This is a genomic window from Brevundimonas sp. P2_A6 (assembly GCF_056404975.1).
Map to the genome: position 1 here is coordinate 599,993 of NZ_JBFUCZ010000001.1, position 24,991 is coordinate 624,983.

General features: G+C 66.6%; 24 protein-coding genes and 2 tRNA genes. 20 read left to right on the top strand and 6 right to left on the bottom strand.

Annotated elements, in window-relative coordinates; genetic code table 11:
- Nucleotides 1-104 precede the first annotated feature (104 nt).
- Nucleotides 105-1,385: an isocitrate lyase gene (gene aceA / locus AC1DW4_RS03085; protein WP_477015767.1), complete on the top strand. Its 1,281-nt coding sequence runs from the start codon at nt 105-107 to the stop codon at nt 1,383-1,385.
- 11 nt (nt 1,386-1,396) lie between these two features.
- Nucleotides 1,397-1,606 carry a hypothetical protein gene (locus AC1DW4_RS03090; RefSeq protein WP_477015768.1) on the top strand — a complete coding sequence of 70 codons (210 nt, stop codon included), beginning with the start codon at nt 1,397-1,399 and terminating at the stop codon, nt 1,604-1,606.
- A 7-nt stretch (nt 1,607-1,613) separates the two neighbouring features.
- Here the strand turns inward: AC1DW4_RS03090 and AC1DW4_RS03095 are convergent, their stop codons facing one another.
- Entirely contained in the window at nt 1,614-3,887 is a 2,274-nt protein-coding gene (locus tag AC1DW4_RS03095; protein ID WP_477015769.1) for an ATP-binding protein, read from the bottom strand.
- 187 nt (nt 3,888-4,074) lie between these two features.
- Between AC1DW4_RS03095 and AC1DW4_RS03100 the strand changes: the two genes are divergently transcribed.
- From AC1DW4_RS03100 to phoB, 6 genes are all read left to right on the top strand, one after another.
- Entirely contained in the window at nt 4,075-5,454 is a 1,380-nt protein-coding gene (locus tag AC1DW4_RS03100; RefSeq protein WP_477015770.1) for a sensor histidine kinase, read from the top strand.
- A gap of 161 nt (nt 5,455-5,615) precedes the next feature.
- Nucleotides 5,616-7,058 (top strand): phosphate ABC transporter permease subunit PstC, encoded by a 1,443-nt coding sequence (gene pstC / locus AC1DW4_RS03105; RefSeq protein ID WP_477015771.1) that lies wholly within the window; start codon nt 5,616-5,618, stop codon nt 7,056-7,058.
- Nucleotides 7,051-8,346 carry a phosphate ABC transporter permease PstA gene (gene pstA / locus AC1DW4_RS03110; RefSeq protein ID WP_477015772.1) on the top strand — a complete coding sequence of 432 codons (1,296 nt, stop codon included), beginning with the start codon at nt 7,051-7,053 and terminating at the stop codon, nt 8,344-8,346. The genes pstC and pstA overlap by 8 nt, the downstream gene beginning before the upstream one ends.
- Nucleotides 8,347-8,350: 4 nt before the next feature.
- Nucleotides 8,351-9,325: a phosphate ABC transporter ATP-binding protein PstB gene (gene pstB, locus AC1DW4_RS03115; RefSeq protein ID WP_477015773.1), complete on the top strand. Its 975-nt coding sequence runs from the start codon at nt 8,351-8,353 to the stop codon at nt 9,323-9,325.
- Nucleotides 9,325-10,065: a phosphate signaling complex protein PhoU gene (phoU, locus tag AC1DW4_RS03120; protein WP_477015774.1), complete on the top strand. Its 741-nt coding sequence runs from the start codon at nt 9,325-9,327 to the stop codon at nt 10,063-10,065. The genes pstB and phoU overlap by 1 nt, the downstream gene beginning before the upstream one ends.
- Before the next feature lie 24 nt (nt 10,066-10,089).
- The gene (phoB, locus tag AC1DW4_RS03125; RefSeq protein ID WP_077355882.1) at nt 10,090-10,779 is read left to right on the top strand and encodes a phosphate regulon transcriptional regulator PhoB; all 690 of its coding nucleotides are present in this window, start codon (nt 10,090-10,092) and stop codon (nt 10,777-10,779) included.
- On the opposite strand, the gene AC1DW4_RS03130 is transcribed toward phoB, so the two are convergent.
- On the bottom strand, nt 10,776-11,717 hold the full coding sequence (locus AC1DW4_RS03130) for an Hsp33 family molecular chaperone (RefSeq protein ID WP_477015775.1): 942 nt from the start codon (nt 11,715-11,717) through the stop codon (nt 10,776-10,778). The two genes, phoB and AC1DW4_RS03130, sit on opposite strands and share 4 nt — an antisense overlap.
- Nucleotides 11,718-11,866: 149 nt before the next feature.
- Between AC1DW4_RS03130 and AC1DW4_RS03135 the strand changes: the two genes are divergently transcribed.
- The 12 genes from AC1DW4_RS03135 (at nt 11,867) to AC1DW4_RS03190 (ending at nt 22,188) form a co-directional block, all read left to right on the top strand.
- The gene (locus AC1DW4_RS03135; RefSeq protein WP_477015776.1) at nt 11,867-13,312 is read left to right on the top strand and encodes an SDR family oxidoreductase; all 1,446 of its coding nucleotides are present in this window, start codon (nt 11,867-11,869) and stop codon (nt 13,310-13,312) included.
- A 50-nt stretch (nt 13,313-13,362) separates the two neighbouring features.
- The gene (gene serA / locus AC1DW4_RS03140) at nt 13,363-15,252 is read left to right on the top strand and encodes a phosphoglycerate dehydrogenase (RefSeq protein WP_477015777.1); all 1,890 of its coding nucleotides are present in this window, start codon (nt 13,363-13,365) and stop codon (nt 15,250-15,252) included.
- A gap of 89 nt (nt 15,253-15,341) precedes the next feature.
- The gene (locus AC1DW4_RS03145) at nt 15,342-17,174 is read left to right on the top strand and encodes an autotransporter domain-containing protein (RefSeq protein ID WP_477015778.1); all 1,833 of its coding nucleotides are present in this window, start codon (nt 15,342-15,344) and stop codon (nt 17,172-17,174) included.
- Between the two features lie 148 nt (nt 17,175-17,322).
- On the top strand, nt 17,323-17,544 hold the full coding sequence (gene infA, locus AC1DW4_RS03150) for a translation initiation factor IF-1 (RefSeq protein WP_013269122.1): 222 nt from the start codon (nt 17,323-17,325) through the stop codon (nt 17,542-17,544).
- Entirely contained in the window at nt 17,504-18,127 is a 624-nt protein-coding gene (locus tag AC1DW4_RS03155; protein ID WP_477015779.1) for a Maf family protein, read from the top strand. Before infA ends, AC1DW4_RS03155 begins: the two co-directional genes overlap by 41 nt.
- Nucleotides 18,124-19,152 carry a ribonuclease E/G gene (locus AC1DW4_RS03160; protein ID WP_477015780.1) on the top strand — a complete coding sequence of 343 codons (1,029 nt, stop codon included), beginning with the start codon at nt 18,124-18,126 and terminating at the stop codon, nt 19,150-19,152. Before AC1DW4_RS03155 ends, AC1DW4_RS03160 begins: the two co-directional genes overlap by 4 nt.
- Nucleotides 19,153-19,157: 5 nt before the next feature.
- Entirely contained in the window at nt 19,158-19,325 is a 168-nt protein-coding gene (locus AC1DW4_RS03165; protein ID WP_477015781.1) for a DNA gyrase inhibitor YacG, read from the top strand.
- 61 nt (nt 19,326-19,386) lie between these two features.
- Nucleotides 19,387-19,462, top strand: a tRNA-Phe gene (locus AC1DW4_RS03170).
- Between the two features lie 406 nt (nt 19,463-19,868).
- Nucleotides 19,869-20,756, top strand: coding sequence for a MotA/TolQ/ExbB proton channel family protein (locus AC1DW4_RS03175; RefSeq protein ID WP_477015782.1), 888 nt, complete (start codon nt 19,869-19,871; stop codon nt 20,754-20,756).
- Between the two features lie 5 nt (nt 20,757-20,761).
- Nucleotides 20,762-21,199 carry an ExbD/TolR family protein gene (locus AC1DW4_RS03180; RefSeq protein ID WP_477015783.1) on the top strand — a complete coding sequence of 146 codons (438 nt, stop codon included), beginning with the start codon at nt 20,762-20,764 and terminating at the stop codon, nt 21,197-21,199.
- A gap of 14 nt (nt 21,200-21,213) precedes the next feature.
- Nucleotides 21,214-21,921 (top strand): TonB family protein, encoded by a 708-nt coding sequence (locus tag AC1DW4_RS03185; protein WP_477015784.1) that lies wholly within the window; start codon nt 21,214-21,216, stop codon nt 21,919-21,921.
- A 190-nt stretch (nt 21,922-22,111) separates the two neighbouring features.
- Nucleotides 22,112-22,188: transfer RNA gene (locus tag AC1DW4_RS03190), tRNA-His, on the top strand.
- Here AC1DW4_RS03190 and AC1DW4_RS03195 read toward each other — a convergent pair.
- The 4 genes from AC1DW4_RS03195 to AC1DW4_RS03210 are packed head-to-tail and all read right to left on the bottom strand — an operon-like array spanning nt 22,167 to nt 24,980.
- On the bottom strand, nt 22,167-23,168 hold the full coding sequence (locus AC1DW4_RS03195; RefSeq protein ID WP_477015785.1) for a hypothetical protein: 1,002 nt from the start codon (nt 23,166-23,168) through the stop codon (nt 22,167-22,169). The two genes, AC1DW4_RS03190 and AC1DW4_RS03195, sit on opposite strands and share 22 nt — an antisense overlap.
- A gap of 48 nt (nt 23,169-23,216) precedes the next feature.
- Entirely contained in the window at nt 23,217-23,876 is a 660-nt protein-coding gene (locus AC1DW4_RS03200) for a 3-oxoacid CoA-transferase subunit B (protein ID WP_477015786.1), read from the bottom strand.
- Nucleotides 23,876-24,289, bottom strand: a complete 414-nt coding sequence (locus AC1DW4_RS03205) for a carboxymuconolactone decarboxylase family protein (RefSeq protein WP_477015787.1) — start codon at nt 24,287-24,289, stop codon at nt 23,876-23,878. The genes AC1DW4_RS03200 and AC1DW4_RS03205 overlap by 1 nt, the downstream gene beginning before the upstream one ends.
- Nucleotides 24,276-24,980 carry a CoA transferase subunit A gene (locus AC1DW4_RS03210; protein WP_477015788.1) on the bottom strand — a complete coding sequence of 235 codons (705 nt, stop codon included), beginning with the start codon at nt 24,978-24,980 and terminating at the stop codon, nt 24,276-24,278. Before AC1DW4_RS03210 ends, AC1DW4_RS03205 begins: the two co-directional genes overlap by 14 nt.
- Between the last annotated feature and the right edge of the window lie 11 nt (nt 24,981-24,991).

The window sequence follows — 24,991 nt, forward strand, 5'->3', positions numbered from 1 at the left end:
TTCGCAAGCGACGCGCATCCTGTATCAAAAGTGACAGGCTCGTGTTTGATGGGGTGGCCGATGCGACGTTCGCCTCGGTCCTCCCAGATCCCAAGAGCCGCGCCATGACCACCTTCGCCGATCTCGTCCCTTCGCCCGCCGGCCGCTTCGACGGCATCGAGCGCCCCTATACGCCCCAGGATGTGCTGAAGCTGCGCGGCTCGGTGCCGATCACCCACACCCTGGCCGAACGCGGGGCCAACCGTCTTTGGGAGCTGCTGCATTCGGAGCCCTACATCAACGCCCTGGGCGCGGTGACCGGCAACCAGGCCATGCAGATGGTCCGCGCGGGTCTGAAGGCCATCTACCTGTCGGGCTGGCAGGTCGCGGCCGACGCGAACACGGCCGGAGCCATGTATCCGGACCAGTCGCTGTATCCGGCCAACGCCGCGCCGGAACTGTGCCGCCGCATCAACCGCACCCTGCAGCGCGCCGACCAGATCGAACATGCCGAAGGGGGCGCCAAGCGCGACTGGTTCGTGCCCATCGTGGCCGACGCCGAGGCCGGCTTCGGCGGCCCGCTGAACAGCTTCGAGATCATGAAGGCCTTCATCGAGGCGGGGGCCGCCGGCGTCCACTTCGAGGACCAACTGGCCTCCGAAAAGAAATGCGGGCACTTGGGCGGCAAGGTCCTGATCCCGACCCAGGCCCATGAGCGCAACCTGATCGCCGCCCGCCTGGCCGCCGACGTCATGGGCGCGCCGACCATCACGGTCGCCCGCACCGATGCCGAATCGGCCCAGCTGATCACCTCCGACATCGACGAGCGTGACCAGCCCTTCATCGACCGCGAAAACCGCACGCCCGAGGGCTTCTTCCGCCTCAAGGAAGGCACGGGCCTGGACCACTGCATCGCCCGCGGCCTGTCCTATGCGACCATCGCTGACCTGCTGTGGTGGGAAACCAGCCACCCGTCGCTGGAGGACGCCAAGAAGTTCGCCGAGGCCGTCCAAAAGCAGTATCCGGGCAAGCTGATGGCCTACAACTGCTCGCCCTCCTTCAACTGGAAGGCCAAGCTGGACGACGCCACCATCGCCAAATTCCAGCGCGAGCTGGGGGCCATGGGCTACAAGTTCCAGTTCGTGACCCTGGCCGGCTTCCATGCCTTGAACAACTCGATGTTCGAGCTGGCCGACGGTTATCGGGATCGCGGCATGGCGGCCTATTCCGAGCTTCAGCAGCGCGAGTTCGCCAACGAGGCCATCGGCTACACCGCCACGCGCCACCAGCGCGAGGTCGGCACCGGCTACTTCGACCAGGTCGCCACCGTCATTTCCAACGGGCAGTCCTCCACGACCGCCATGAAGGAATCCACCGAGACCGCGCAGTTCGTCGCGGCCGAATAAGGAGCTAAGCCATGGACCCGATCAGCCGCCCCCAGGCCATCATCGACTTCTGCCTGGCCCCCCTGGACCTGGACCCCGGCTCAGAATCCGAAAAGGAGGTCCGCCGCCGCCTGGAACACGTCATCAAGACCTTCCAGGCCAAGGCCGCCACCCCGGTCAGCGTCGACTTCTCGCGCATGCCGTCCCAGGTGATCAACGAAGCCGCCCACGGCTACGAATAAGACGATATCAGGCGGCGAGGGCTCGGCTCTCGCCGCCCAGCTCGTCGACCAGGGCGATCAGTTCGGCGGCGTCGAACGGCTTGGCCAGATGCCGGTCGGCGCCGGCGGCCTGGCCCGCCGCGATATGGTCGGGCAGGGCGTTGGCGGTCAGCATTACGATCGGGGTGCGACGTGAACCCGCCGCCGACTCACGCAGGCGAATCTCTCGAACCGCTGTCAGTCCGTCCATCACCGGCATCTGCATGTCCATCAGGATCAGGTCGAAGGTCTGTGAAAGGGCGGCGGCGAGGGCCTGAGCCCCGTCCTCGACCGAGACGAGATCGACGGGGGACTGACCCAGGATCAGCTCCACGACCTTGCGATTGGTGGGGTGATCGTCGGCGATCAGCACACGCAGGCGGCGCACGCTCGGGTCGGCCGACGCCACGAGTTCGATGGACTGAACCGCCGGGGCCTCGGCGGTGACAAGCGGCAGCGTCAGTATGAAGGCCGAGCCGCCTCCGACCTCGCTTTCGCAATCCAGGCTTCCGCCCATCAGGTCGGCCAGTTGACGGCAGATGGCCAGGCCCAGACCCGTGCCACCGAAACGACGTGTGATCGTCCCGTCCGCCTGCTCGAAGCGGTTGAACAGCCGTGCCTTGGCCTCTGCGTCGAAACCGACCCCCGTATCTTCGACCGTGAAGCGCAGGATGGCCGCGCCGTTACGATCGTGACCGGTCGAGGCCGTAAGGCTGACGAAACCGGTCGTGGTGAACTTGACCGCGTTGGACACCAGATTGGTCAGGACCTGCTTCAGGCGAACGACGTCCCCCAGAACCCAGCCTGATGCCGTGGGATCGATCTCGACAAAGAATTGCAGGCCCTTCTCTGCGGCGGGTGCGCCATACAGGTGGGCGGCCTCGTTGATCGCGCGCGACAGGTCGAAGGGTTCCGCTGCGATCTCCAGCCGGCCCGACTCGACGCGGGCGAGGTCCAGGATGTCGCTCAGCAAGGTCTGCAGCGTGACGCCCGAAGACTGGATCAGGTTCAGGATTTCACGCTGGTCGTGGTCAAGGTCGGTTTTCGCCAGCGCCTGGGTCAGACCGATGACCCCGTTCAGCGGCGTGCGGATCTCGTGGCTCATGTTGGCCAGGAACTCGGATTTCGCCCTGTTGGCGGACTCCGCGGCGTCACGCGCCACAGCCAGGGCCTGGGCGTCGCGCTTGAGATCGGTGATGTCGTTGACGACGGTGACGATGCCGCCAAGGGCCGTCCGGCGATCCTGAACGCGCAGCCAACGGTCGCCGGAAATCTGCTGTTCGAGGCTGTTGGACAGGCGGCGGCGGGCGACGAGACGCTCTTCGATCCATTCCGCTTCACGTCCGATCGCATCGGCATAAAGACCCTGATCCAAGCCGATTTGAAGCATGTCCCGGAACCGGACACCCGTCTGCAGGGCGGCGGCGAGCTCTGTATTCACTTCGGCGTAGCGGGCGTTCCAGATCACCAGGCGATCGTCGGCGTCGTAGAAGCCCAGGCCGTCCGGCATGGTGTCGATGGCTTCGCGCAACTGGCTCAGCGAACTGCGACGGCCCCACAGGCTCAGGATCGTCACCAGGGCCGCCATGCTGACCACCAGGGTCGCGCCGCCGACGACCCAGACCAGCATGACGGTCTGGGTGATCGCCGACACCGGGACGGCGACGGTCGGATCAGGCGCGATGGTCAATGCCGCCATCCCGCCGAAATGCAGGATGGCCACGCTGGCGACGGCGAAGGCCGTGTTGGCCGGGATCCGCCACCATCCGTCACGGCGTTCCCAGATCGCTGTACACAGGGCCACCAGCGCGCTGAGCGTGACCGCCGTCGCCACGACTTTCGCGTCCCAGACCGCCACCCCGCCATCGATCCGGATGGCGGCCATGCCCAGGAAATGCATCCCCGCGACGCTGCAGACCGCGAGGAGCGCCACCAGGGCCCGCGTCAGTCTGGAATCGTTGCTGAGCGTAAGGGCGATGCCGAGAGCCATCCCGACGATGACGATGGCCAGCGACGCGAGTGTTTCGCCGGCAACGTAATGCAGGGTCTCGACGGACCGGTAGCCCAGCATGGCCAGGAAATGGGTGGCCCAGACGGATAGCCCGCCGACCACGCCGGCCAGACCTCCATAGGCGATGCGGTCTCTTTGCGACGATCGCCGGGCCATGCCGATCAGTGTGATGCAGGTCGCCAGACCCGTGATGCAGACGATCACGGCCAGCAGCGTCAGCCGCCAGTCATGCATCACCGTCAGACAATTCACGATCCAAGGCAAAGGCGCGTCATCCCCGTCAGGCTTCCAGTCTGGAGCCAATAGGTAAAAAAACCGGTTTGTTTCCCGCGAATCCCTGTTTCGATGATCCGGGTTCGTCATCGCGCCGTGTCCGGATGATGCTAGGCAGGCTGCAGGTCGCCGTGACAGCCGACGATTTCCGGAGCCTTTGTCGCCCATGCCATTCGATGACACCCCATCTCCCGTCGTCCCGCTCGCCTCGTCGCGCTTGTGGACATCGGGCGCGGCCGGCGGGGTCGCGGTGGTGGTGATGCTGGTGATCGCCGCCGCTCGCCCCGACATCGCGCCCTGGCTGGTCGGTGGCGCGGGCATCGTCGCACTGGTGACCTGGCTCGGGAGCCGTGCCTCGCCGACGACGGGTCCCGCGTCGATCGCCGACATACCCGCCACCCATCACGCCGATGACGGGCGGTTGCTGGATGCCGTGTTCGAGGCGCTGGACGATCCGGTCGTGATCATCAGCGGTGGTGAGGCCGACGACATCGCCGGGCGCCGGATCGTCCTGGCCAATCGCGCCGCGCGCGATCTGTTGCGGGTGCCGCGAGAAGGCATGCTGCTGGTATCGGCCATGCGCGATCCGAATGTCCTCGAGGCGATCGACGAGGCCCTTTTCGGGGGCATCAGCCGCACCATCGACTACGCGGCCGGCGGCTCGCGCACGCGTCACTGGAAGGCCTGGGTGCGACCGCTACCGTCGCCGGATGGCTCGGCTCTGGCCCTGCTGGGTCTGCGCGACGAAACCGACGTGCGTCGCATGGAACTGATGCGGGTCGATTTCCTGGCCAACGCCAGCCACGAGTTGCGCACGCCGCTGGCCTCGCTCAGCGGCTTCATCGAGACGCTCAAGGGGCATGCGCGCGAAGATCCGGCCGCGCGTGATCGTTTCCTGGATATCATGGCGGCCCAGGCCGAACGGATGAGCCGTCTGGTCGCGGATCTGCTCTCACTCAGCCGCATCGAACTGAACGAGCACATTCCGCCGTCGGGTCGAGTGGACCTCGGCCGTGCCGCCGCCGACGTCGTCGACGCGCTCAGCGTGCTTTCGCAGGACAAGGGGGTGGCCATACATCTGACAGCCCCGGAAGGCAGTCGCATCATCGGCGATCGGGACGAAATTCTTCAGGTCATCCAGAACCTGACCGACAACGCGATCAAATATTCCGCGACAGGGTCGATCGTGGAAATCGGTCTCGACGTCGATCTGGACGCGGAAAAGGCGACGGCGTCCCGCATGCCCGGCGCGACCCGGCTGTCGCTGTTGACGCCGGATCGCGAGGCCGGCGTTCGTTATGTGGCCATCACGGTGCGCGACCATGGTCCCGGGATGGCGCGCGAGCACCTGCCGAGGCTGACGGAGCGGTTCTATCGCGTCGAAGGCCAGAAAAGCGGCGAGCGTCCGGGAACGGGGCTGGGCCTGGCCATCGTAAAGCACATCGTCAATCGCCACAGAGGTGGATTGATCGTCGAGAGCTCGCCCGGCGAGGGGGCGCTCTTCACCGCCTATTTTCCGCATTTGCAAGCCCGAGTGACCGCCTGACGGTTGTCCAGCAGCGACCAGCCTACGCCGTTGCAGAACTGTCATTCAGTCGTCGTAATCCGCTGACCATCCGAGGGCAGTTTCCGCCCCGACGCTCGCCGATCCTCGGCCGGGTGTGATTCTGGCGCTCACCCCGCCGGAATGCGGTGTTCTGGGGCGCGATGATCTGGTTCATTCTTCCCGTGCTGGCCGTCATGGCGGCGCTGGCCTATGGCCTCGGGCGCAACCGTGCCCAGAGCCTGGCGCGCGCGCTGCCTCAGGGCCAGGCACCGCATTCGCGTCCGCAGCAGCATGGCTACTATGCCCTGATCTGGGTCGCCGTGCCCGCGCTTGTCGTGGTGATCGCGGCCGGCATATTCTCCGGTTCTATCGAACATAATCTCGTGGCCGCGGGCGCGCCTGACGTGGTGACCGCGCTGGAACCGTTCCGCCGCGAAGCCTTCATGAACGACGCCCGTATCGTGGGCGAAGGCGGACACGCCTTGCAGGCATGGCCCGGCGCGCTGGGTCAGGCGCTGGTCACCGAGGGTGCCAGGGCGGGGCGCATCCACGACACCCTGGTGGGCGGGGCCGTCGCCGCCGCGGTGCTGGCCGCCCTCATGGGCGGCTTGTTCGCCTACAGCCAGATCCGGCCGTCCCTGCGTGCCCGCAACCGGGTCGAGGGATGGATCGGCGGCCTGTTGTTCGCCTGTTCAGCGGTCGCCATCCTGACCACGGTCGGCATCGTCTTTTCCCTGCTGTGGGACAGTTTGCGCTTCTTCCAGGCCGTGCCGGTCACCGACTTCCTGTTCGGCACGCAATGGAGTCCCCAGATCGCCATCCGCGCGGACCAGGTCGGTTCGTCGGGCGCATTCGGGGCCGTGCCGCTGTTCGCCGGCACCTTCCTGATCATGCTGATCGCCATGGTTGTGGCCGCGCCGATCGGACTGTTCTCGGCGATCTATCTGTCGGAGTACGCGAGCAGCCTGTCACGTGGGATCGTCAAGCCGCTGCTGGAGATCCTGGCCGGGGTGCCGACCGTGGTCTACGGCTTCTTCGCCGCCCTGACGGTGGGGCCGGCGTTCCGCGAGTTCTTCAACAGTGTCGGTGCCCTGCTGGTCGGCGGACCCCTGGACGGCATCGGCCAGTATCTGCTGCTCGTCCAGAACCAGATGGCCCTGGTGGCCGGGGCGGTCATGGGGATCATGCTGATCCCGTTCGTGTCGTCCCTGTCGGACGACATCATCAATGCGGTGCCCCAGTCGCTGCGGGACGGCTCCTATGCCATGGGCGCGACCAAGTCCGAGACCGTCAAGCGCGTGCTGCTGCCCGCCGCCTTGCCGGGGATCGCGGGCGCGCTCCTGCTGGCGATGTCGCGGGCGATCGGCGAAACCATGATCGTGACCATGGCGGCGGGTCTGGCGGCCAAGCTGACGCTGAACCCGCTGGATACGGTGACCACCGTGACCGTCCAGATCGTCACCCTGCTGACCGGCGATCAGGAGTTCGACAGTCCCAAGACGCTCGCCGCGTTCGGTCTGGGTCTGACACTGTTCCTGGTCACCCTGGTCCTGAACATCATCGCCCAGCGCATCGTCCAGACCTATCGGGAACAGTATGACTGAGGCGACATCCGACATCCTGGCCGACGGTGCCCGCGACAGCCTGCTGAAGCGGGGCCTGAAGGCTCGCTATGCCCGCGAGGGCCGGTTCAAGCTGTATGGGCTGCTGGCCATCGGCATCGCCATCGGCTTTCTGCTGCTGCTGCTGGGCCGGATCATCGAGCAGGGCCACACCGCCTTCTACGCCAACCAGATCACGGTGCCGGTCTATATGGACCCCGCCCGGATCGACCGCGCCTATCCTCAGGGCACCAACTTCCAGCAGATGGTCGCCCAGCAGTCCCTGGCCCGGATGGGCGTGACCGATGACGAGCGGGGATCCAAGGCGACGGCGTATCGCGCCCTGCTGTCCTCGGAACTGAAATTCCGCGCAGCGGCCATGATCAGGAAAGACCCCGCCCTGATCGGCCAGACCGTGACCGTCACCGCGCCCGTCTCGGACGAGGCGGACCTGTATTACAAGGGTGAGGTCACGCGAGAGACCCCCGCCGACCAGCGCAAGGTCTCGGACCAGCAGATGGCCTGGCTGGACGGACTCAAGCGCGACGGCGCGGTGTCGACCACCTTCAACACCCTGTTGTTCACCAATGGTGATTCCACGGAACCCGAGCTGGCCGGTGTGCTGGGCGCGGTGGTCGGGTCGGCATTGATGCTGATGGTCACGGCCGGACTGGCCATCCCGCTGGGCGTCGGGGCGGCGGTCTATCTGGAGGAGTTCTCGAGGAAGGGCCGCATCACCGACCTGATCGAGGTCAACATCAACAACCTGGCCGCCGTTCCGTCGATCGTCTACGGCCTGCTGGGCGTGGCGCTGTTCATCAACTGGGCGCACCTGCCGCGGTCTTCACCGCTGGTGGGTGGTCTTGTGCTGGCGCTGATGGCCCTGCCGACCATCATCATCGCCACCCGCTCGGCGCTGAAGGCCGTGCCGCCCTCGATCCGGGAGGCGGCCCTGGCCATGGGGGCCAGCCGGACCCAGACGGTTTTTCATCACGTCCTGCCGCTGGCCATGCCCGGCGTCCTGACCGGCACGATCATCTCCATGGCCCATGCGCTGGGCGAGACCGCGCCATTGCTGCTGATCGGCATGGTCAGTTTCGTGCCGGGCATTCCGCATTCGGTGACCGCGCCGACCGGCGCGCTGCCATCGCTGGTCTACATCTGGGAAAACGCGTCCGAACGCGCTTTTCACGAAAGGACGGCTGCGGCCATCCTGGTCCTCCTCGCCTTCATGATCGTCATGAACGCCGCCGCGATCCTGCTGCGCCGGCGCTTCGAACGCCGGTGGTAAGTCTATGAAATCCCAAATCTTGCGCGCACCCGACGGTCGCGAAGGCGGACCCGCCGATCCGAAGGACATCCCCATGATGGGTGGCCAGGTCCTGCCGGCCGCGGAAACCCCGGCGCACACCGATGACTCGCGCGACGAGTCCGTTCTGACGCCCACGTCCGGGACAGCCGGAGCCCTGGCCGGACGTGTGCCGCCCGTGAAGTCGCCTGCCGCCCCTGCGGGCCCGACCAAGATCGCTGCCCGTGACGTGTCTGTCTTCTACGGCGACAAGCAGGCCCTGTTCGATGTCAGCCTCGACATTCCGGACAAGACGGTCACCGCCTTCATCGGTCCGTCGGGCTGTGGCAAGTCGACCTTCCTGCGCTGCATGAACCGGATGAACGACACCATCCAGGGCGCCAGAGTGACCGGCCAGATCCTGATGGACAGCGAGGACGTGAATGCGAAGGCGGTCGATCCCGTCCTGCTGCGCGCCCAGGTCGGGATGGTGTTCCAGAAGCCGAACCCGTTTCCCAAGACCATCTACGAGAACGTCGCCTATGGTCCGCGCATCCATGGCCTGACCACATCCAAGGCCGAGATGGACGCCATTGTCGAAAGCGCGCTGAAAAAGGCCGGCCTGTGGGACGAGGTCGCCGACCGCCTGCATTCGGCGGGCACCGGCCTGTCGGGTGGCCAGCAGCAGCGGCTGGTCATCGCCCGCGCCATCGCCGTGCGCCCCGAAGTCATCCTGATGGATGAACCCTGCTCGGCGCTGGACCCGATCGCCACGGCCAAGATCGAGGAACTGATCGACGAGCTGCGCGAGCAGTACTGCATCGTCATCGTGACCCACTCCATGGCCCAGGCCGCGCGAGTGTCGCAGCGGACGGCCTTCTTCCACCTCGGTCGTCTGGTCGAGCATGGCAACACCGAGGAAATCTTCACGAATCCCCGCGAACGGCGCACGCTGGACTACATCACGGGACGGTTCGGCTGATGAACCAGCATACGGTCAAGGCTTACGGTGACGAGCTTAACCAGTTGACGGCGGAGGTCGCCCGCATGGGGGGTCTGGCCGAGGCGCAGGTGGCGGACGCGGTCGAGTCGGTGGCGCGTCGCGACATCGCCCTGGCGCGCGCCGTGGTGGACCGCGACGTCAAACTCGACGCCATGCATCGTGATATCGAAAAGAAGGCCATCCGCCTGATCGCCCTGCGCCAGCCGGTGGCGTCCGACCTGCGCAAGACCCTGTCGGCCATGAAGCTGGCGACCGATCTGGAACGCACCGGCGACCTGGCCAAGAACATCGCCAAGCGCGCTCTCAGCCTGGCCGAGACCGAGCCGATGCAGCCCCTGACCCGCTCGATCGAGCGGATGGGCAAGCTGGTGTCGATGCGGCTGCGTGATGTGCTGGACGCCTATACGGCCTCCGAGATCGACCGGGCCATGGCCGTCTGGGCCTCCGACGACGAGGTGGACGAGCACTACAACGCCCTGTTCCGCGAACTGCTGACCTACATGATGGGCGACCCGCGCACGATCAGCGCCTGCACGCACCTGCTGTTCATGGCCAAGAACCTGGAACGGATCGGAGACCATGCGACCAATATCGCCGAGGTCATCCACTATGAGATCACCGGCGACGAGATGACCGGCGAACGCCCGCGCTGGACGCCATCGCCGGGCGACTGGGATTCCGACACTGGGCATTTGCCCACGCCGCCACCCACGGCCTGAAGATCGCCTGACGGAGAGACCTGAGTGCAGCCCTATATCCTGGTGATGGAAGACGAGGACGCCCTGGCGACCCTGCTTCAGTACAACCTCGAAAAGGAGGGCTACGACGTCGTCGTCGCCGCCGATGGCGAGGAAGGCCTGGTCCAGATCGACGAGCGTCAGCCGGACCTCGTCCTGCTGGACTGGATGCTGCCAAAGGTGTCCGGGATCGAGGTGTGTCGTCGCCTGCGCGGCCGCCCCGAAACGCGCAACCTGCCGGTCATCATGCTGACGGCGCGCGGCGAGGAGTCGGACCGGGTGCGCGGCCTGGACACCGGGGCCGATGACTATCTGACCAAGCCATTCTCGATGACCGAGCTGATCGCCCGCATCCGTGCGGTGTTGCGCCGCATCCGTCCGGGTCTGGCCGACGACCGCGTCGGGCACGGCGACATCGTCATCGACCGCGTCGCTCACCGCGTCCGCCGTTCGGGCAAGGAGGTCCATCTGGGCCCGACCGAGTTCCGCCTGCTGGACCACTTCATGCGTCACCCGGGTCGGGTTTTCAGTCGCGAACAGTTGCTGGATGCGGTGTGGGGCAGCGACGTCTACGTCGAGGCCCGCACCGTCGACGTCCACGTCGGCCGCCTGCGCAAGGCCCTGAACGTCGAGGAAAGCGCCAACCCGATCCGTACCGTCCGCTCGGCGGGCTATTCGCTGGATCTGGAAGGCTAGCCGGCTTCCGCTGCCACGGCCTCGGGGTCCAGCTTGTAGACGCTGGCGCAGTATTCGCAGGTAACGTGAATCTTGCCGTCGGGCTCGACCATGTCCGCGCGTTCCGCGTCACTGAACGAGCCCAGCACCGACTGGATACGGTCGGCCGAGCAGCGGCAGATGGCCTTCAGCGCGCGCGCGTCCTCCAGCCGCACGCCATCCTCGTGGAACAGGCGGAACAGCAGGGTCTCGGGCGTGATGGTCGGGTCGATCAGTTCGTCGTCGCCCAGGGTCTGGAACAGGGCACGGCTGCGATCCCAGACCTCCTCGGTCGATCCGCGCGCGTCGTCGCCCGCGATCAGCTGGATCAGCGCCCCGCCGGCGCGCCAGGCGGTGCCGGTCTCGGTCGTGACCGAGCCGACGGCCAGATGCACCTTCGTCGGCACCTGTTCGGACTGGACGAAGTAGTGTTCGGCCGCCAACGACAGGCTCTCGCCCTCGATCGGGGTGATGCCCTGGGTGCGTTCGAAGTCCGGGCCGCGATCCAGGGTCATGACGAACACGCCCTGACCCAGCAGGGCCTTGGCGCCCGGGCGAACGAAACCTTTCGAGGCTTCGGCGACCTCGGCCTCGTCGAACCGGCAATAGCCGCGCAGATGGCCGTCGGTGTCATAATCCGCGACCACGTAGCGAACGGGGCCGTCGCCCTGGGCCTGGACGATCAGCCGACCCTGGAATTTCAACGCCGAACCCACCAGAGCCGCCAGGGCGCACGCCTCGCCCAGCAGGGCCGCGACCGGCTCGGGATAAGCGTGGGCCGACAGGATGGTGTCGATGGTCTCGCCCAGCCGGACCAGACGACCCCGTACAGGCCAGCCCTCGATCTGGAAGGCGGCGGCCAGATCGTCGGCGGGGTGGTCGCCGGGGGTGAACGCGGTTGTGGGCTCGTGATCGGTCACGGCGGGTCCTTGGGCAGGGCGAAATGTCGAGAAGCGGGCAAGATAGGAAACCGCGAGCCACTTGGTAAGGGTAGGGCAGGGCGTGCTATCCATCGGAACCGCCCACGAGGCCGCCTCGTTTTCGATCCAGACGCCGCTGAAAGTTCGATATGTCCGCCAGACCGATCCTGAAAGCTCTCGACCAACAGGCCATCGTCATCACCGGCGCGACGTCCGGCATCGGTCTGTCGACAGCGCGGCGGGCGGCGGCGGCAGGGGCCTGTGTCTTCCTGATCGCGCGAGGCGAACAGGACTTGAAATCCCTGGTCGAGGAACTGCAGCGCGAGGGTGGGCGGGTCGCCTATGCCGTCGCCGATGTGGCCGATTACGACGCCCTGACCTTGGCGGCGGACAAGTGTCGTCGGCTGTTCGGCGGCTTCGATACCTGGGTGAACAACGCCGGCGTGTCGATCTATGGCCCGATCCGGGAGACCACCCTGGAGGACCAGCATCGGGTGTTCGAGACCAACTACTGGGGCGTGGTGAACGGCTCGCTGGTCGCCGCCGAACACCTGCGAGGCCAACCGGGTGGCGGGACGATCATCAACGTCGGCTCGGTGCTGGGCGATGCGCCCCTGCCGGTTCAGGGCGTCTATTCGGCGTCCAAGCACGCCGTGAAGGGCTTCACCAACGCCTTCCGCATGGAACTGCTACGCGAGGGCGCGCCGGTGTCCGTCAGCCTGGTCAAACCGTCGGCGGTGGACACACCCTACAGCCGTCATGCCCGCAACCTGACCGGCGCCGTGATGCGCAACCCACAGCCGGTCTATGCCACCCACGTCGTGGCCGACACGGTGCTGTGGTGCGCGACGCATTCGGTGCGCGAGATCACCGTCGGGGGTGGTGGACGGCTGATCGCCAGTTTCTACGCCTTGCTGCCAGGCTTGGCGGAACCACTTTTCGCCAGGTTCGCTCCTAGCCTCATGCGGGACAGGCGTTCCGCCTATCAGCCGTATGACGACGGGCTTTACGAGCCCTCCGACGACGGCCTCGACGAAGAGGTTCATTATCCCATGGTTCGACAGTTCAGCGCCCTGGCCGAGGCCCGCAAGCATCCCGGCATCACCGCAGGTTCGCTCGCCATCGTCGCGACGGCCGCTCTGGCGACCTATCTGCTGACCCAGCGGACGGGCCCGACGCGGTATGACGCGCTGCGCAGCCGTCTGGATCCCCGCGGCTGGCTGGACGCCGAGGCGCTGCGTCATCGGTTCGACGACATTTCGCGCGGCCTGACCGAACGAGCCGGGGAATTCGGAGACACGGTCAGCGACCTGGGTGACGATGCCCGCCATCAGGCTCGCAAGGCGCTCAAACGCGGCCAGCGCGCCATGTCCGACAAGCAGCGCCGCAAGTACGCGCGCGAGGCCCGTCGCTATGCCGAGCAGACCGGGCGTTCGGCACGTCGCTATGCCGACGACGCCGGCCGCTATGCCAAGGATCACGCGCGCGAAGGCGGAGCGCTTCTGGCGGTCGCCACCATCGCTGCCGCGATCGGCGCGGCGGCACTGGAAAGCCAGCGCCCGGACAGTCGCGTGCGTAGAATCACTGGGCTCTGACCCCAGACAAAACCCGTTGCTGCAACAGCGAAGGTCGGCGAAAGAGGGGCATGGCCGCTGCGACCCTCATCTTCGACTTCGACTCGACCCTGGTGCGCATCGAGACACTCGAGGCGCTTGCGGACATCGCGCTAACGGGCGTCGACGGCGCGGACGCGATCCGCTCCGACATCGCGGCGATCACGGACCGCGCGATGTCTGGCGAGCTCGATTTCGGGGCGGCGCTGAAATCCCGGTTGTCGATGCTCCCCCTGACACGGGAGCATGTGGAAGCGCTGGCCGACCGCATCCTTGACGAGGGCACACCGTCGGTACGGCGGAACCTTCGGTTCTTCAACGAGAATGTCGACCACATCTATATCCTTTCGGGCGGCTTCCGCGAGATCATCAGGCCCATCGCGGAAAGGTTGGGCGTCCCGCCCAGCCGCGTCCTGTGCAACGACCTGACTTATGACGCCGATGGCCGGGTGACGGGGATCGACGAAACCAATCCCCTGGCCCGCGAGAACGGCAAGCCCACCGTCATCAAGCAGCTGGGGCTGGATGGCGCGGTCGTGATGGTCGGCGACGGCTGGAATGACGCGGAGGTCAAGCTCGCGGGCGCGGCGGATCGTTTCTACGCCTTCACCGAAATCGTGCGTCGCGAACGCGTCGTCGGCGTGGCGGACGCCGAGGCGACTTCGATCGACGAACTGCTGCATGCGGAGGGTCTGGCCGGCCGCTGGTCCTACCCTCGCAACCGGGTCCGGATGTTGCTGCTGGAAAACATCCACCCGGCGGCCGTCCAGCGACTGGAGGAAGCCGGCTATTCGGTCGAAACCCGGAAAGGCGCGCTGGATGAGGACGATCTGATCGCGGCGATCAGGGGCGTGCATGTCCTGGGTATCCGCTCCAAAACCAATGTCACCGAGCGCGTGCTGGCCGAGGCGGATCGGCTGATGGCCATCGCCGCCTTCTGCATCGGCACGAACCAGATCGATCTGGACGCCGCGGCCGCCCGAGGCGTGGCCGTGTTCAATGCCCCCTATTCCAACACGCGCAGCGTGGTCGAACTGGCCATAGGCCTGACCATCACCCTGATGCGCGACGTGGCCGACAAGTCGGCCGCCATGCACCGGGGCGAATGGAACAAGTCCGCCGACGGGTCGCGTGAACTGCGGGGCAAGACCCTGGGCATCGTCGGCTATGGGGCGATCGGATCGCAGCTGTCGGTGCTGGCCGAGGCGCTGGGGATGCGGGTCATCTTCCACGACCTGTCCGAGCGGCTGGCGCTGGGCAATGCACGGCGGATGCGCACTCTGGAGGCCTTGCTGGCCGAGGCGGACGTGGTCTCGCTGCACGTCGACGGGCGCAAGGAAAACGCCAACCTGATCGGAGCCTCGCAGTTCCAGGCCATGAGACCGGGCACCCTGTTCCTGAACCTGTCGCGCGGCCATGTCGTCGATATCGGAGCCCTCTCCCAGGCGATCGGGTCGGGCCGGGTAGGCGGCGCGGCGCTGGATGTCTTCCCCGAGGAGCCTCGCACCAATGCAGACCCCTTCGACAGCCCCCTGCGCGGCCTGAAGAACGTCATCCTGACCCCCCACATCGGCGGGTCCACGGAGGAGGCGCAGGAGGCGATCGCCGAGTTCGCCGCCGAGCGCCTGCTGGGCTATCTGAACCGGGGGGACACGACCTTCTGCGTCAACCTGCCCAACGTGCAGCTGGCCGATGTCTCGGGCGGTCACCGCATCCTCCATATCCACAGGAACCAGCCGGGCGTGATGGCCGAGCTGAACCGCGAGCTGTCGGCTGCGGGGCTGAACATCCTGGGCCAGCATCTGAAGACCGACGAACGGACCGGCTACGTCATCACGGACGTCGATCGAGACTATGACCCGCAAGCGCTCCGTGTGCTGAAAACTGTTGCCGGAACGCTTCGTTTCAGATTGCTGCACTGAAAGCTGACGTGACGGCATCTTGCGTCGCGGCGAAAGCGGCGCAGACTAGGGCCCAACGGTCGCGATCAGCAGGCCGATGGGAGGATTAAATGTCAGGACTTCTTCGCGGTGCAGCCTTGGCTGCGCTGACACTCGCCGCATCCGTGAGCATGGCGGGTGCCGCCTCGGCGCAATCGTACAACCGCCTCGTCGTGTTCGGCGACAGCCTGAGCGACAACGGCAACCTTTATCGCGCGACCGCCAACACCCAGCCGACCTCGCCGCCCTATTTCCAGGGCCGGTTCTCGAATGGGCCGGTGTTCACCGAACTGCTGGGCTTCACGGCCGGAGTCTCGGCTGCGGGCGCGCCGGTGACCGGCAGCATCAACTACGCCTACGGCGGGTCGCGGACCGACAACACCGTGGCCTTCCCGCCGGGCATGCGTCAGCAGCTGACGACCTACACCACGGCCGGTGGTGTGTTCGGAGCGCGCGATCTGGTCAGCGTCCTGGGTGGCGCGAACAACATCTTCCAGGCCTTCCCCGGCGCAGCCGCCAGCCCCCTGACGGCCCAGACCGTCATGACGGGCGTGGCCAACTCGGCCGCCGCCGACATCAACTTCATCGTCAGCTCGGTGGCAGGTGCCGGAGCCGGTACGGTCCTTGTGACCAATCTGCCGCGCCTGGGCCTGACGCCCCAGTTCTCGGCCAGCAACCCGCTGGTGGGGGCCTCGGGCTCGGCCTTGGCCGACTACGCTGGCAGCACCTTCAACTCAGCCCTCGCGACCGGCCTGATCGCGACCGCGGCGGCCCGGCCGAACTCCAACATCATCCTGTTCGACATCGCCAAGGTCAGCGACAGCCTGGCGACGGATCCGGCACGTTTCGGCCTGACGAACGTCACGACGCCTTGCCTGAACGGCGTCACCGTCTGCGCCACGCCTGACACCTATCTGTACTGGGACGGCGTGCACCCCACGGCGGCGGGTCACCGCCTGTTCGCGGCGCTGGCCAACGACTACCTCTACTATGCCGACATCGGCTCCAGCAGCACGCTGCAGGGCGAGACGGCCTTCCGTCATCACGAAGACACCCTGTCCACCGCGACGGACAGCCTGTCTGGCCGTGGTCCCTGGACGGCGGGCACCAGCATTTCGGTGACCGGTGGCTACGACAAGACCAAGACCGATGCCCGCACCAACGTAGCCGACGCGACGGCGGACGGCGCGGTCGTGCGCGGCGCGCTGGAGGCCGGCACCGAGACGATGCGGTTCGGCCTGGCCGGAACGTATCGCGAAGGCAACGTCGAATCGGGTCGCAACCGTTTCGACCTGCAGTCGATCGGGCTGGACGTCTACGCGGGTTATCGCTCGGGCGATCTGTTCGTGAACGCCGCTGCCGGCGTTGCAAGCGACGACTACAACGACATCGAGCGCGTCTCGTCGCTGTCGCCGATCGTCATGAGGGGCGAAACGCGGGGTCAGAGCACCGGTGCGCGTCTGCAGGGCGGCGTCTGGCTTGATTTGGGCGGCATCGCCATCTCGCCCCGCGCGGCCGTCAGCTATGTGACCGCCAACGTCGACGGCTACACGGAACAGGGTGTGGCGGCCTCCTATCGGTATGAGGATCGTTCGGTCCACGCCGTGACGGCCGAGGCCTCGGTCCGCGCCGAAGGTCAGATGGGCGGCTTTGGCGTCTATGTCGAAGGTGGCTATCGCGACAACGTCGACGACAGCACCAACGATGTCCGCGTGGGCATCGCGGGGAACACCGCCAAGGTGCTGGGCCGTAGCTACGACGATCCGTTCGGTGGTCAGATCCTGGCCTCGGCGGGCGTGTCCGGTGACCTGGGTCCGGTCAAGGTCGAACTGTCCTATCGCGGCCGCTTCGGCGATCACGCCGACAGCAACATGGGCGGAATCACCTTCACCCTGCCGCTCTGACGACGCCTTTTTCCCCTCTCCGTCGTCGATTGGCGGGGAGGGGAACTCGACGAGGCTGACAATTTGGTGCATTAGCGCCCACCTAATTCGGCTCGCGCTTCCGCCCGGCGCGAGCCTTTCTTCGTATTCACCGGGCGCGAGAGGCCGCATGGCTAAGGAAGAACTGCTCGAGTTTCCCGGGGTGGTCAGCGAATTGCTGCCCAATGCCACGTTCCGCGTGCTGCTCGAGGGGAACGACCACGAGATCATCGCGCACACCGCCGGAAAGATGCGCAAGAACCGCATCCGCGTTCTGGCCGGAGACAAGGTGCTGGTCGAGATGACACCGTATGATCTCACCAAGGGCCGCATCACCTACCGCTTCAAGTAAGGGGCGCGTGCAGCGACCCGAACTCGTGCTGGCCTCGGCCAGCCCGCGCCGCATCGAGTTGCTGGCGCTGATCGGGATCGCGCCCGATCGCATCGATCCCGCCGACATCGACGAAACGCCGCTGAAGGACGAGACACCGGCGCGTCTCGCGGTCCGCCTGGCCCGGGCAAAGGCCCAGATCGTGGAGGCGCGATCGCCCGGTGCCGTCGTGCTGGCGGCCGACACCGTCGTTGCCGTTGGACGCCGCCTTCTCGAGAAGCCCGCCGACGCGGACGAGGCCAGGCGCTTTCTCGGTCTGCTGTCCGGCCGCAATCATCGGGTCTTCACCGCGGTGGCCGTGGCGCGCGGAGACAGGGTCACGCACCGCTGCGTCGATACCCGCGTCGCCTTCAAGCGGCTGTCGGACGCCGAGATCGCCGACTACGTCGCTGGGGGCGATTGGCGCGGCAAGGCCGGTGGCTACGGCATACAGGGGCCGGCGGCCGCCTTCGTGCTGAAGATCATCGGCAGCCACCCGGCCGTGATGGGCCTGCCCCTGCCCGAGACCGTCAACCTGCTGTCGGGTGCCGGCTGGCGCCGATGAGCGACGTCGAAGTCTTCCTGGACGACACGCCGGGCGAGGTGCGTGGCATCGTCGTGCGCGATGGCCTGGCCGAACGTCTCCTCGTTCAGCGCGAATCGGACCTGGCCCAGCATCGGCTCGGGGCCGTGTCGGTCGGGCGGGTCACGCGGATCGAGGCTGCATTCCGAGGCGCGTTCGTCGATCTGGGTTGCGAGGGGCCCATGGGCTTCCTGCCGCTTTCCCGCGCCGCTGCCCTGAGGGAAGGCGAGGCGGTCGAGGTCGAGGTGACGGCCGAGCCGCGCGAACGCAAGGGGCCGGCCTTGCGTCTCAGAGGGCCAGGGCAGGGCGCGCCCCGGTTGCTGGCGGCGGGACCCACGGTTGGATCGACCCTGGCCGTTCTGGTGCCGGGCGTCGTGCCGACGACGGGGATCGATGCCATCCGTGCCGGCCTTGAGGCGGAGGAGGACGCCCTATCGACGATCCACGCCTTTCCGGCCGCCGCCTTCGATCTGGCGATCGAGCGCACGCGGGCGCTGATCTCGGTCGACATCGACCATGCCCATCTGGCCGGGCGCGATATCCGCAAGGGACGAGAGCGCGCCAACCGCGAGGGCCTGAACCAGGCCGCCAGGCTCATCGGGCTCAAGTCCTGGGCCGGGCTGATCGCGGTCGATCTGGTCGGGACAGCCTTCGAGGGTCGCTCGGTTTCGGACCTGGCGAGGGCGGCGTTCGGCCCGGATTCGACCATTGGACCGGTCAGTCGCTTCGGTCTGCTGCAACTGACCCTGCCGTGGGGGCGGCGGCCGATCGACGAGATCTTGCTGGATGGGGCGGGGCGAACCAGCACAGCGACCCGCGCCATTGATCTGACCCGTCGGCTCAGGCTTGAGATGCTTTCGGACAAGGCCGTGGCGCGCTGGACGGCCAGATGCGGTCCCGAGGAGGCGGCGATGGCCGCGCCGCTCGTGGAACGGTTGGGACCCCGCGCGGCGCTTCGGCCGGACCCCGCCTTGGCTCCCGGCCATTTCGTCATCGAACAGGGATAGCGTCCATGGGCACCTGCCCCATCTGCCGTAAGCATCCGACCGTGGAGGCCTACAAGCCCTTCTGCTCGAAACGGTGCGCGGACGTGGACCTGCAGCGCTGGCTGGTGGGGGCCTATGTGCTGCCGGACACGGACGAGAGCGTGCCCGACGCCGATCCGGAAAACGACCACTGATCCCGGCTGGACACCCCGTTTCGGCTCGCCTATAGACCCCGCTCCGCATTTCGATGCGCGCGCCTGGGTAGCTCAGTTGGTAGAGCAGCGGATTGAAAATCCGCGTGTCGGTGGTTCGAATCCGCCCCCAGGCACCACCGCCTTTCCCCCGCAGAGCAAAGCGCCGTTGAGCGATCCGGGGTTGGTTAATCTAACCGCGAAATGCAGCAGTGGTGCGACATTGCGGGGATTTGCCCTCAGGGCTCGCCCCAGGGGCGAAAAGCACCCTTGCGCCCTTGACGCTCCGTAATCGCTTCGCCAAAGGAGCTTGACCGCTTTCTTTGCGTGAGCGGCCGAATGACCGTCGAATTTTTCTTCGGTGGTCGTCCGACCAACCCGCCGATGGGGCCTTGCGGCAACCGGACGCGACAGAAGGCGTTCCGACGTTAAGGCCATCCCGGCCGACGGCGGGACACAACCGATTTCATCAGGGGCCACAGCGTGCTGACGCGTTATGGTTCCAGGGTTCCACGAGTCAGACCAAAAAGCAGGAACTGGCGACACATGCAAAAGACCAACATTCTTCTCGCTCTGGCCGGCGCTGCCGTGCTGATGGCGGGCTCGCCGGCACTGGCCCAGGCCCCGACGACCGCTCCGGCCGCCGATGCCGCCGCTGCGACCACGACGACGGCCGCGCCCGTCGCCGACACGGCCGCTCCCCCCGCTGATGCAGCCGCTCCGGCTGAAGAGTCGGCCGGTGGTGGTGGCGGGATCACCCCGATCACCATGTTCATGGAAGCCACGCCGGTCGTTAAGGTCGTCATGATCGGCCTGCTGCTGGCCTCGGTCTTCTCCTGGACCCTGCTCATCATCAAGCTGCTCGAGTTCGGTGGCCTGAACCGCAAGACGGACCGCTTCCTGGAAGAGTTCCGCGGTGCCCGCTCGATCGCCGACATGCGCCGTGTGGCCACGTCGGACGAATACGACGGTAACCCGCTGGCCGACATGGCCGCCGCCGCGACCGAAGAAGTCGAACTGTCGCGTCAGGCCGGTCTGTCGGTCACCGGCGATCATCGCGATTCGGCCCTGTTCCGCGCCCAGTCGGCCGTCGCCGCCGTTCAGGCCGGTCTGGCCTCGCGTCTCTCCGGTGGCCAGCAGTTCCTGGCGTCGGTCGGATCGACCGGCCCGTTCGTCGGTCTGTTCGGTACCGTTTACGGGATCATGAACTCCTTCATCGGGATCGTGGAATCCAACACCACCAACCTGGCCTCCGTCGCCCCCGGTATCGCCGAGGCTCTGCTGGCCACCGGTATCGGCCTGTTCGCCGCTATCCCGGCGGTGGTGTTCTACAACTACTTCAACACCCGCATCTCGGCCTACGGCACGCGCTCGGACGGTTTCGCCGCCGAACTGCTGAACGGCATTTCCCGCCAGCTCGACAAGGGAGCTTAAGCTAGATGGCCGCCAAACTCGGAGGTTCTGGCGGCGGTAAGTATCACGTCGAACAAACGGCTGATATCAACGTCACGCCATTCGTTGATATCATGCTCGTTCTACTGATCATCTTCATGGTGGCGTCTTCGGTCGCCACCGTGTCGGTGGAAGTGAAACTTCCCGTTGCCCTTGCGCCGCCCGCTCAAAACCCGCCTAAGCCTGTGTTCATCTCGATCCAGACGGATGGCCGTGTGTTCATCGGCGACCACGAGTCCAGCTTTGGGACCCTGGGAGCCGAGCTCAGTGAGCAGATCGGTCAACGTGATCCGACCAAGGAACGCATCTACATTCGTGCGGACCAGCAGACGCGGTATGGCGACTTCATGCAGACGATGAACGCGCTGCAGGATGCGGGCTTCTACAGCGTCGCGCTCGTCGGCGAAGACAAAGCTCCGGCTTAGGGACGGGACATCACATGACAGATACACCCGTCGAATATCACCGCAGTCGCTACGACGCTCCGCGCAAGAAGTCGTCTCCGGTCGTCTGGATCGTCGCGCTTGGCGTCGTGTGCATCCTGTTCGCAGCCCTCCTCTTCTGGGTGCAGAAGACCAAGTTCGAACTGAAGAAGCTGGAGTTCAAGGACGACGCGGTGCAGGTCGAGATCGTCGAGCCGATCCCTCCACCTCCGCCTCCGCCGCCACCTCCGCCTCCGCCGGACACCCCGCCGCCGCCCAAGCTGCAGGTCCGTCCGCCGGTCATCAACACGACCGCTCCGCCGCCGCCGATCACCCTGCCGATCGAGCCGACGAAGAAGGAAGACCGCGTCGAATACACGGGGCCGCCCGTGATCGTCCCCGGTCCTCCGCCTCCGCCCGCGCCGCCGGCTCCGGTTCGCCCGCCGGTGATCACCAACCCGACCTGGTCGCGTCAGCCCTCGCCGACGTACCCGGACCGGGCTCTGGAACGCGGAATCTCCGGCAGCGCCGATCTCAGCTGCCAGGTCCAGGCCAACGGTTCGGTCACGGGTTGCTCGATCGTCAACGAGACGCCGTCCGGTGCCGGCTTCGGTCGGGCCGCCGTGGCCGCCGCTCGCAGCGCCCGTCTGTCGCCCCGCTCCGTGGACGGTGTGGCAACGGGGGGTCAGGTTCGCTTCACGGTGCGGTTCAACCTGCCGAACTAGGCGATCCTTCTGCCAAGTCACCCAAGGCGCCCCGGAAGAAATTCCGGGGCGTTTTGCGTTGTTCAACTTGGATATCGGATGTGGAATGCGGCCTTGATCGCGTTTCGCAGTCCCGCTAGAGAACGCCCCTCGCGTTGCCCGTCCCCTGGTCCGATCTTTGACCGGCCAGAGGATGACGAAGGGTCGCTGCGCCGCCTTAGCTCAGTTGGTTAGAGCGCCGGTTTGTGGAACCGGAGGTCCTCAGTTCAAGCCTGAGAGGCGGTACCATCCTCGCCCCCGCGGGTGGTCCGGTCGGCCCGCGCCGCCAGCTCGTCCCGCCGCGCGGCCGCCGCCTCCCCAGCCCCTATGGCTGTCGTGATTCGCGCCACCAGGCTTTGCCGCGCCGTTTCCAGACGCAGCCCGTCCGGCCTCACCTTTTTCGGCTTGCGGCCGGAAAGACCCAGCGCGTCCGACCATTCCGACCGCCACGCCTCCACGGCGTCGCCGATCTGGATCAGAGGCGCGGGAACGCCTTGGGCGGCATTCTGCACCGTCCTCAGTTCGGTCAGCCAAGCCAGGGCCGCCGCGCGCAGCGATAACAGACCGCCGAGACGCAAGGACAGCGGATGCAGCGGCGCGGCTGCCGAGGGTGCCTCCTGGGGGCTTCCATGGGCACGGTCTGGACGTCCCACCCCATCCGCCCCGGTTTCTTCCTGGTCCTCGATCGGATCGGTCGTCGGCCGGGTTTCCGGCGATGCGGTCGGGTGCGCTGCCTGATCGGCCAGCCAGGCACGGGCGGCGGCGATGTGGGCATCCAGATCGATGATGGCGTCCCGGGTGCCGTCCCACAGGCCGGCCAGGGTGTCGTGATGGTCTGTGACCGTCCTGGCATGCCGTTGGACGTCACCGCTTATCTGGGTCGCCGCTGACGCTGTCATGGCGAAGGCGGCCCTGAAAGCCTTCAGACGCTTGCCGCGGCTGTCGAACAGGCCTGGCAGCCCCTTTCGAGGCTCCAGCGCGGTAAGGTCGAGGCCCTCGATATCCGCCCTCAACCGTCGCAGGGAAGCCAGGCAGGACGCCAGGGGAGAGGCGACCCTATCCTGGTCCAGATGGTGCCGAATGGTCGTGAGGGCCTCACACGGGCCTTGCGCGAAGGCGGCGCAAGCGTCCGGGTCGTCCAGGATGGTGTAGCGGATCGCGGCGACGTGTTCGGCATCCGGCACAGGCGCTCCACCGTCCGGAAAACCGCCAGAGACCGACCGACCCATGCACCCCTCCCTCGCCCGGACCTCTGACGGGTCCGGCATCCGGCTTCACTATGGCGCAGAGTTCAGGGTTTGCGAAACAGTGTAGCTTGCCTCGGTCCTGGCGGCGACGTCGTCCAGAGTGACGCCGTCGGCCAGTTCGATCAGCTCCAGGCCCGCTCCGTCCGGCTTCACGTCGAAGACGGCCAGGTCGGTGATGATGCGGCTGACGACGCCCGTGCCGGTCAGGGGCAGGGTGCAGGCCTTCAGCACCTTAGACTGTCCGTGCTTGTTGGCGTGTTCCATGACGACCACGACGCGTTTAACGCCCGCGACCAGATCCATGGCGCCGCCCATGCCCTTGACCAGCTTGCCGGGAATCATCCAGTTGGCGATGTCCCCGTTCTCGGCCACTTCCATGGCCCCCAGGATCGACAGGTTGATGTGGCCGCCCCGGATCATGGCGAAACTGTCGGCGGAGCTGAAATAGGCGCTCTCGGGGATCTCGGTGATGGTCTGCTTGCCGGCGTTGATCAGGTCGGCATCGACCTCGTTGTCATAGGGGAACGGCCCCATGCCCAGCATGCCGTTTTCGGACTGCAGGGTGACCTCCATCCCGTCGGGGATGTAGTTGGCCACCAGGGTCGGAATGCCGATACCCAGGTTCACATAGAAGCCGTCCTGCAGTTCCTGGGCGGCACGTTCGGCCAGCTGTTCGCGAGTGCGGGGCATCAGTTTTCTCCAGTTGCGGGCAGTGGGCTGACGCCCCGGTCGGCGAAGACGCGCTTGGCGATGCGCAGTCCGTTGGTGGCGGCGGGAAAGCCGGCGTAGAGGGCGACCTGCATGATCGCCTCGACGATCTCGGCGGGCGTGACGCCGACCGACAGGGCTCCGTTGATGTGGCCCTTCAGCTGATCGACGGGATGCCCCAAGGCCGTCAGGGCACCGATGGTGACCAGCTGGCGACCGCGCGGGTCGAGGCCAGGGCGGCTCATCATCTCGCCATAACCGAACTCAACCATCATATCGGCGAAGTCGGGGGCGATGGGGGCCATGCCCTTGCGCAGGGCGCCTTCGAGCCCCGGATCAAGGGTCTCCATATAGGCCGCTCCGCGTTCGGCGCGGCGGGCGTCAGGCATCGGCATGCTGGCGCACGGTGCGCTGTTCGATGCGCTTTTCGAAGCTGCCCTGGATCAGTCGGTCGACGTAGATGCCTGGCGTGTGGATGTGGTCGGGGTCCAGCGAGCCGGTCGGCACGATCTCCTCGACCTCGACGACTGTCACCTTGCCGGCCGTGGCCATCATCGGGTTGAAGTTGCGGGCGGTCTTGCGGAACACCAGGTTGCCGCGCTCGTCGGCCTTCCAGGCCTTGACGATCGACAGATCGGCGATCAGGCCGGTCTCCATGACGTAGTCGCGGCCGTCGAAGGTGCGGACCTCCTTGCCCTCGGCGACCAGGGTGCCGACGCCGGTGGCGGTGAAGAAGGCGGGAATGCCCGCGCCGCCCGCGCGGATGCGCTCGGCGAGCGTCCCCTGCGGGTTGAACTCGAGCTGCAGCTCACCGGCCAGATACTGGCGCTCGAACTCCTTGTTCTCGCCGACGTAGGACGAGATCATCTTGGCGATCTGGCGGGTTTCCAGCAGCTGGCCCAGGCCGAAGCCGTCCACGCCCGCGTTGTTTGAGATGACCGTCAGGTCCTTCACGCCGGTGTCGCGCAGAGCGGCGATCAGGTTCTCGGGGATGCCGCACAGGCCGAAGCCGCCCGACATGATGGTCATGCCGTCGAAGGTCAGACCCTCCAGCGCGGCCTTTGCGTCGGCGTAGATCTTGCGCATCGCTTCCCCTT

What these genes read in the sequence shown, in the direction of transcription:
- aceA (WP_477015767.1), top strand. Translation starts at nt 105, where the DNA reads ATGACCACCTTCGCCGATCTCGTCCCTTCGCCCGCCGGCCGCTTCGAC.
- AC1DW4_RS03090 (WP_477015768.1), top strand. Translation starts at nt 1,397, where the DNA reads ATGGACCCGATCAGCCGCCCCCAGGCCATCATCGACTTCTGCCTGGCC.
- AC1DW4_RS03100 (WP_477015770.1), top strand. Translation starts at nt 4,075, where the DNA reads ATGCCATTCGATGACACCCCATCTCCCGTCGTCCCGCTCGCCTCGTCG.
- pstC (WP_477015771.1), top strand. Translation starts at nt 5,616, where the DNA reads ATGATCTGGTTCATTCTTCCCGTGCTGGCCGTCATGGCGGCGCTGGCC.
- pstA (WP_477015772.1), top strand. Translation starts at nt 7,051, where the DNA reads ATGACTGAGGCGACATCCGACATCCTGGCCGACGGTGCCCGCGACAGC.
- pstB (WP_477015773.1), top strand. Translation starts at nt 8,351, where the DNA reads ATGAAATCCCAAATCTTGCGCGCACCCGACGGTCGCGAAGGCGGACCC.
- phoU (WP_477015774.1), top strand. Translation starts at nt 9,325, where the DNA reads ATGAACCAGCATACGGTCAAGGCTTACGGTGACGAGCTTAACCAGTTG.
- AC1DW4_RS03135 (WP_477015776.1), top strand. Translation starts at nt 11,867, where the DNA reads ATGTCCGCCAGACCGATCCTGAAAGCTCTCGACCAACAGGCCATCGTC.
- serA (WP_477015777.1), top strand. Translation starts at nt 13,363, where the DNA reads ATGGCCGCTGCGACCCTCATCTTCGACTTCGACTCGACCCTGGTGCGC.
- AC1DW4_RS03145 (WP_477015778.1), top strand. Translation starts at nt 15,342, where the DNA reads ATGTCAGGACTTCTTCGCGGTGCAGCCTTGGCTGCGCTGACACTCGCC.
- infA (WP_013269122.1), top strand. Translation starts at nt 17,323, where the DNA reads ATGGCTAAGGAAGAACTGCTCGAGTTTCCCGGGGTGGTCAGCGAATTG.
- AC1DW4_RS03155 (WP_477015779.1), top strand. Translation starts at nt 17,504, where the DNA reads ATGATCTCACCAAGGGCCGCATCACCTACCGCTTCAAGTAAGGGGCGC.
- AC1DW4_RS03160 (WP_477015780.1), top strand. Translation starts at nt 18,124, where the DNA reads ATGAGCGACGTCGAAGTCTTCCTGGACGACACGCCGGGCGAGGTGCGT.
- AC1DW4_RS03165 (WP_477015781.1), top strand. Translation starts at nt 19,158, where the DNA reads ATGGGCACCTGCCCCATCTGCCGTAAGCATCCGACCGTGGAGGCCTAC.
- AC1DW4_RS03175 (WP_477015782.1), top strand. Translation starts at nt 19,869, where the DNA reads ATGCAAAAGACCAACATTCTTCTCGCTCTGGCCGGCGCTGCCGTGCTG.
- AC1DW4_RS03180 (WP_477015783.1), top strand. Translation starts at nt 20,762, where the DNA reads ATGGCCGCCAAACTCGGAGGTTCTGGCGGCGGTAAGTATCACGTCGAA.
- AC1DW4_RS03185 (WP_477015784.1), top strand. Translation starts at nt 21,214, where the DNA reads ATGACAGATACACCCGTCGAATATCACCGCAGTCGCTACGACGCTCCG.
- AC1DW4_RS03195 (WP_477015785.1), bottom strand. Translation starts at nt 23,168, where the DNA reads ATGGGTCGGTCGGTCTCTGGCGGTTTTCCGGACGGTGGAGCGCCTGTG.
- AC1DW4_RS03200 (WP_477015786.1), bottom strand. Translation starts at nt 23,876, where the DNA reads ATGCCCCGCACTCGCGAACAGCTGGCCGAACGTGCCGCCCAGGAACTG.
- AC1DW4_RS03205 (WP_477015787.1), bottom strand. Translation starts at nt 24,289, where the DNA reads ATGCCGATGCCTGACGCCCGCCGCGCCGAACGCGGAGCGGCCTATATG.
- AC1DW4_RS03210 (WP_477015788.1), bottom strand. Translation starts at nt 24,980, where the DNA reads ATGCGCAAGATCTACGCCGACGCAAAGGCCGCGCTGGAGGGTCTGACC.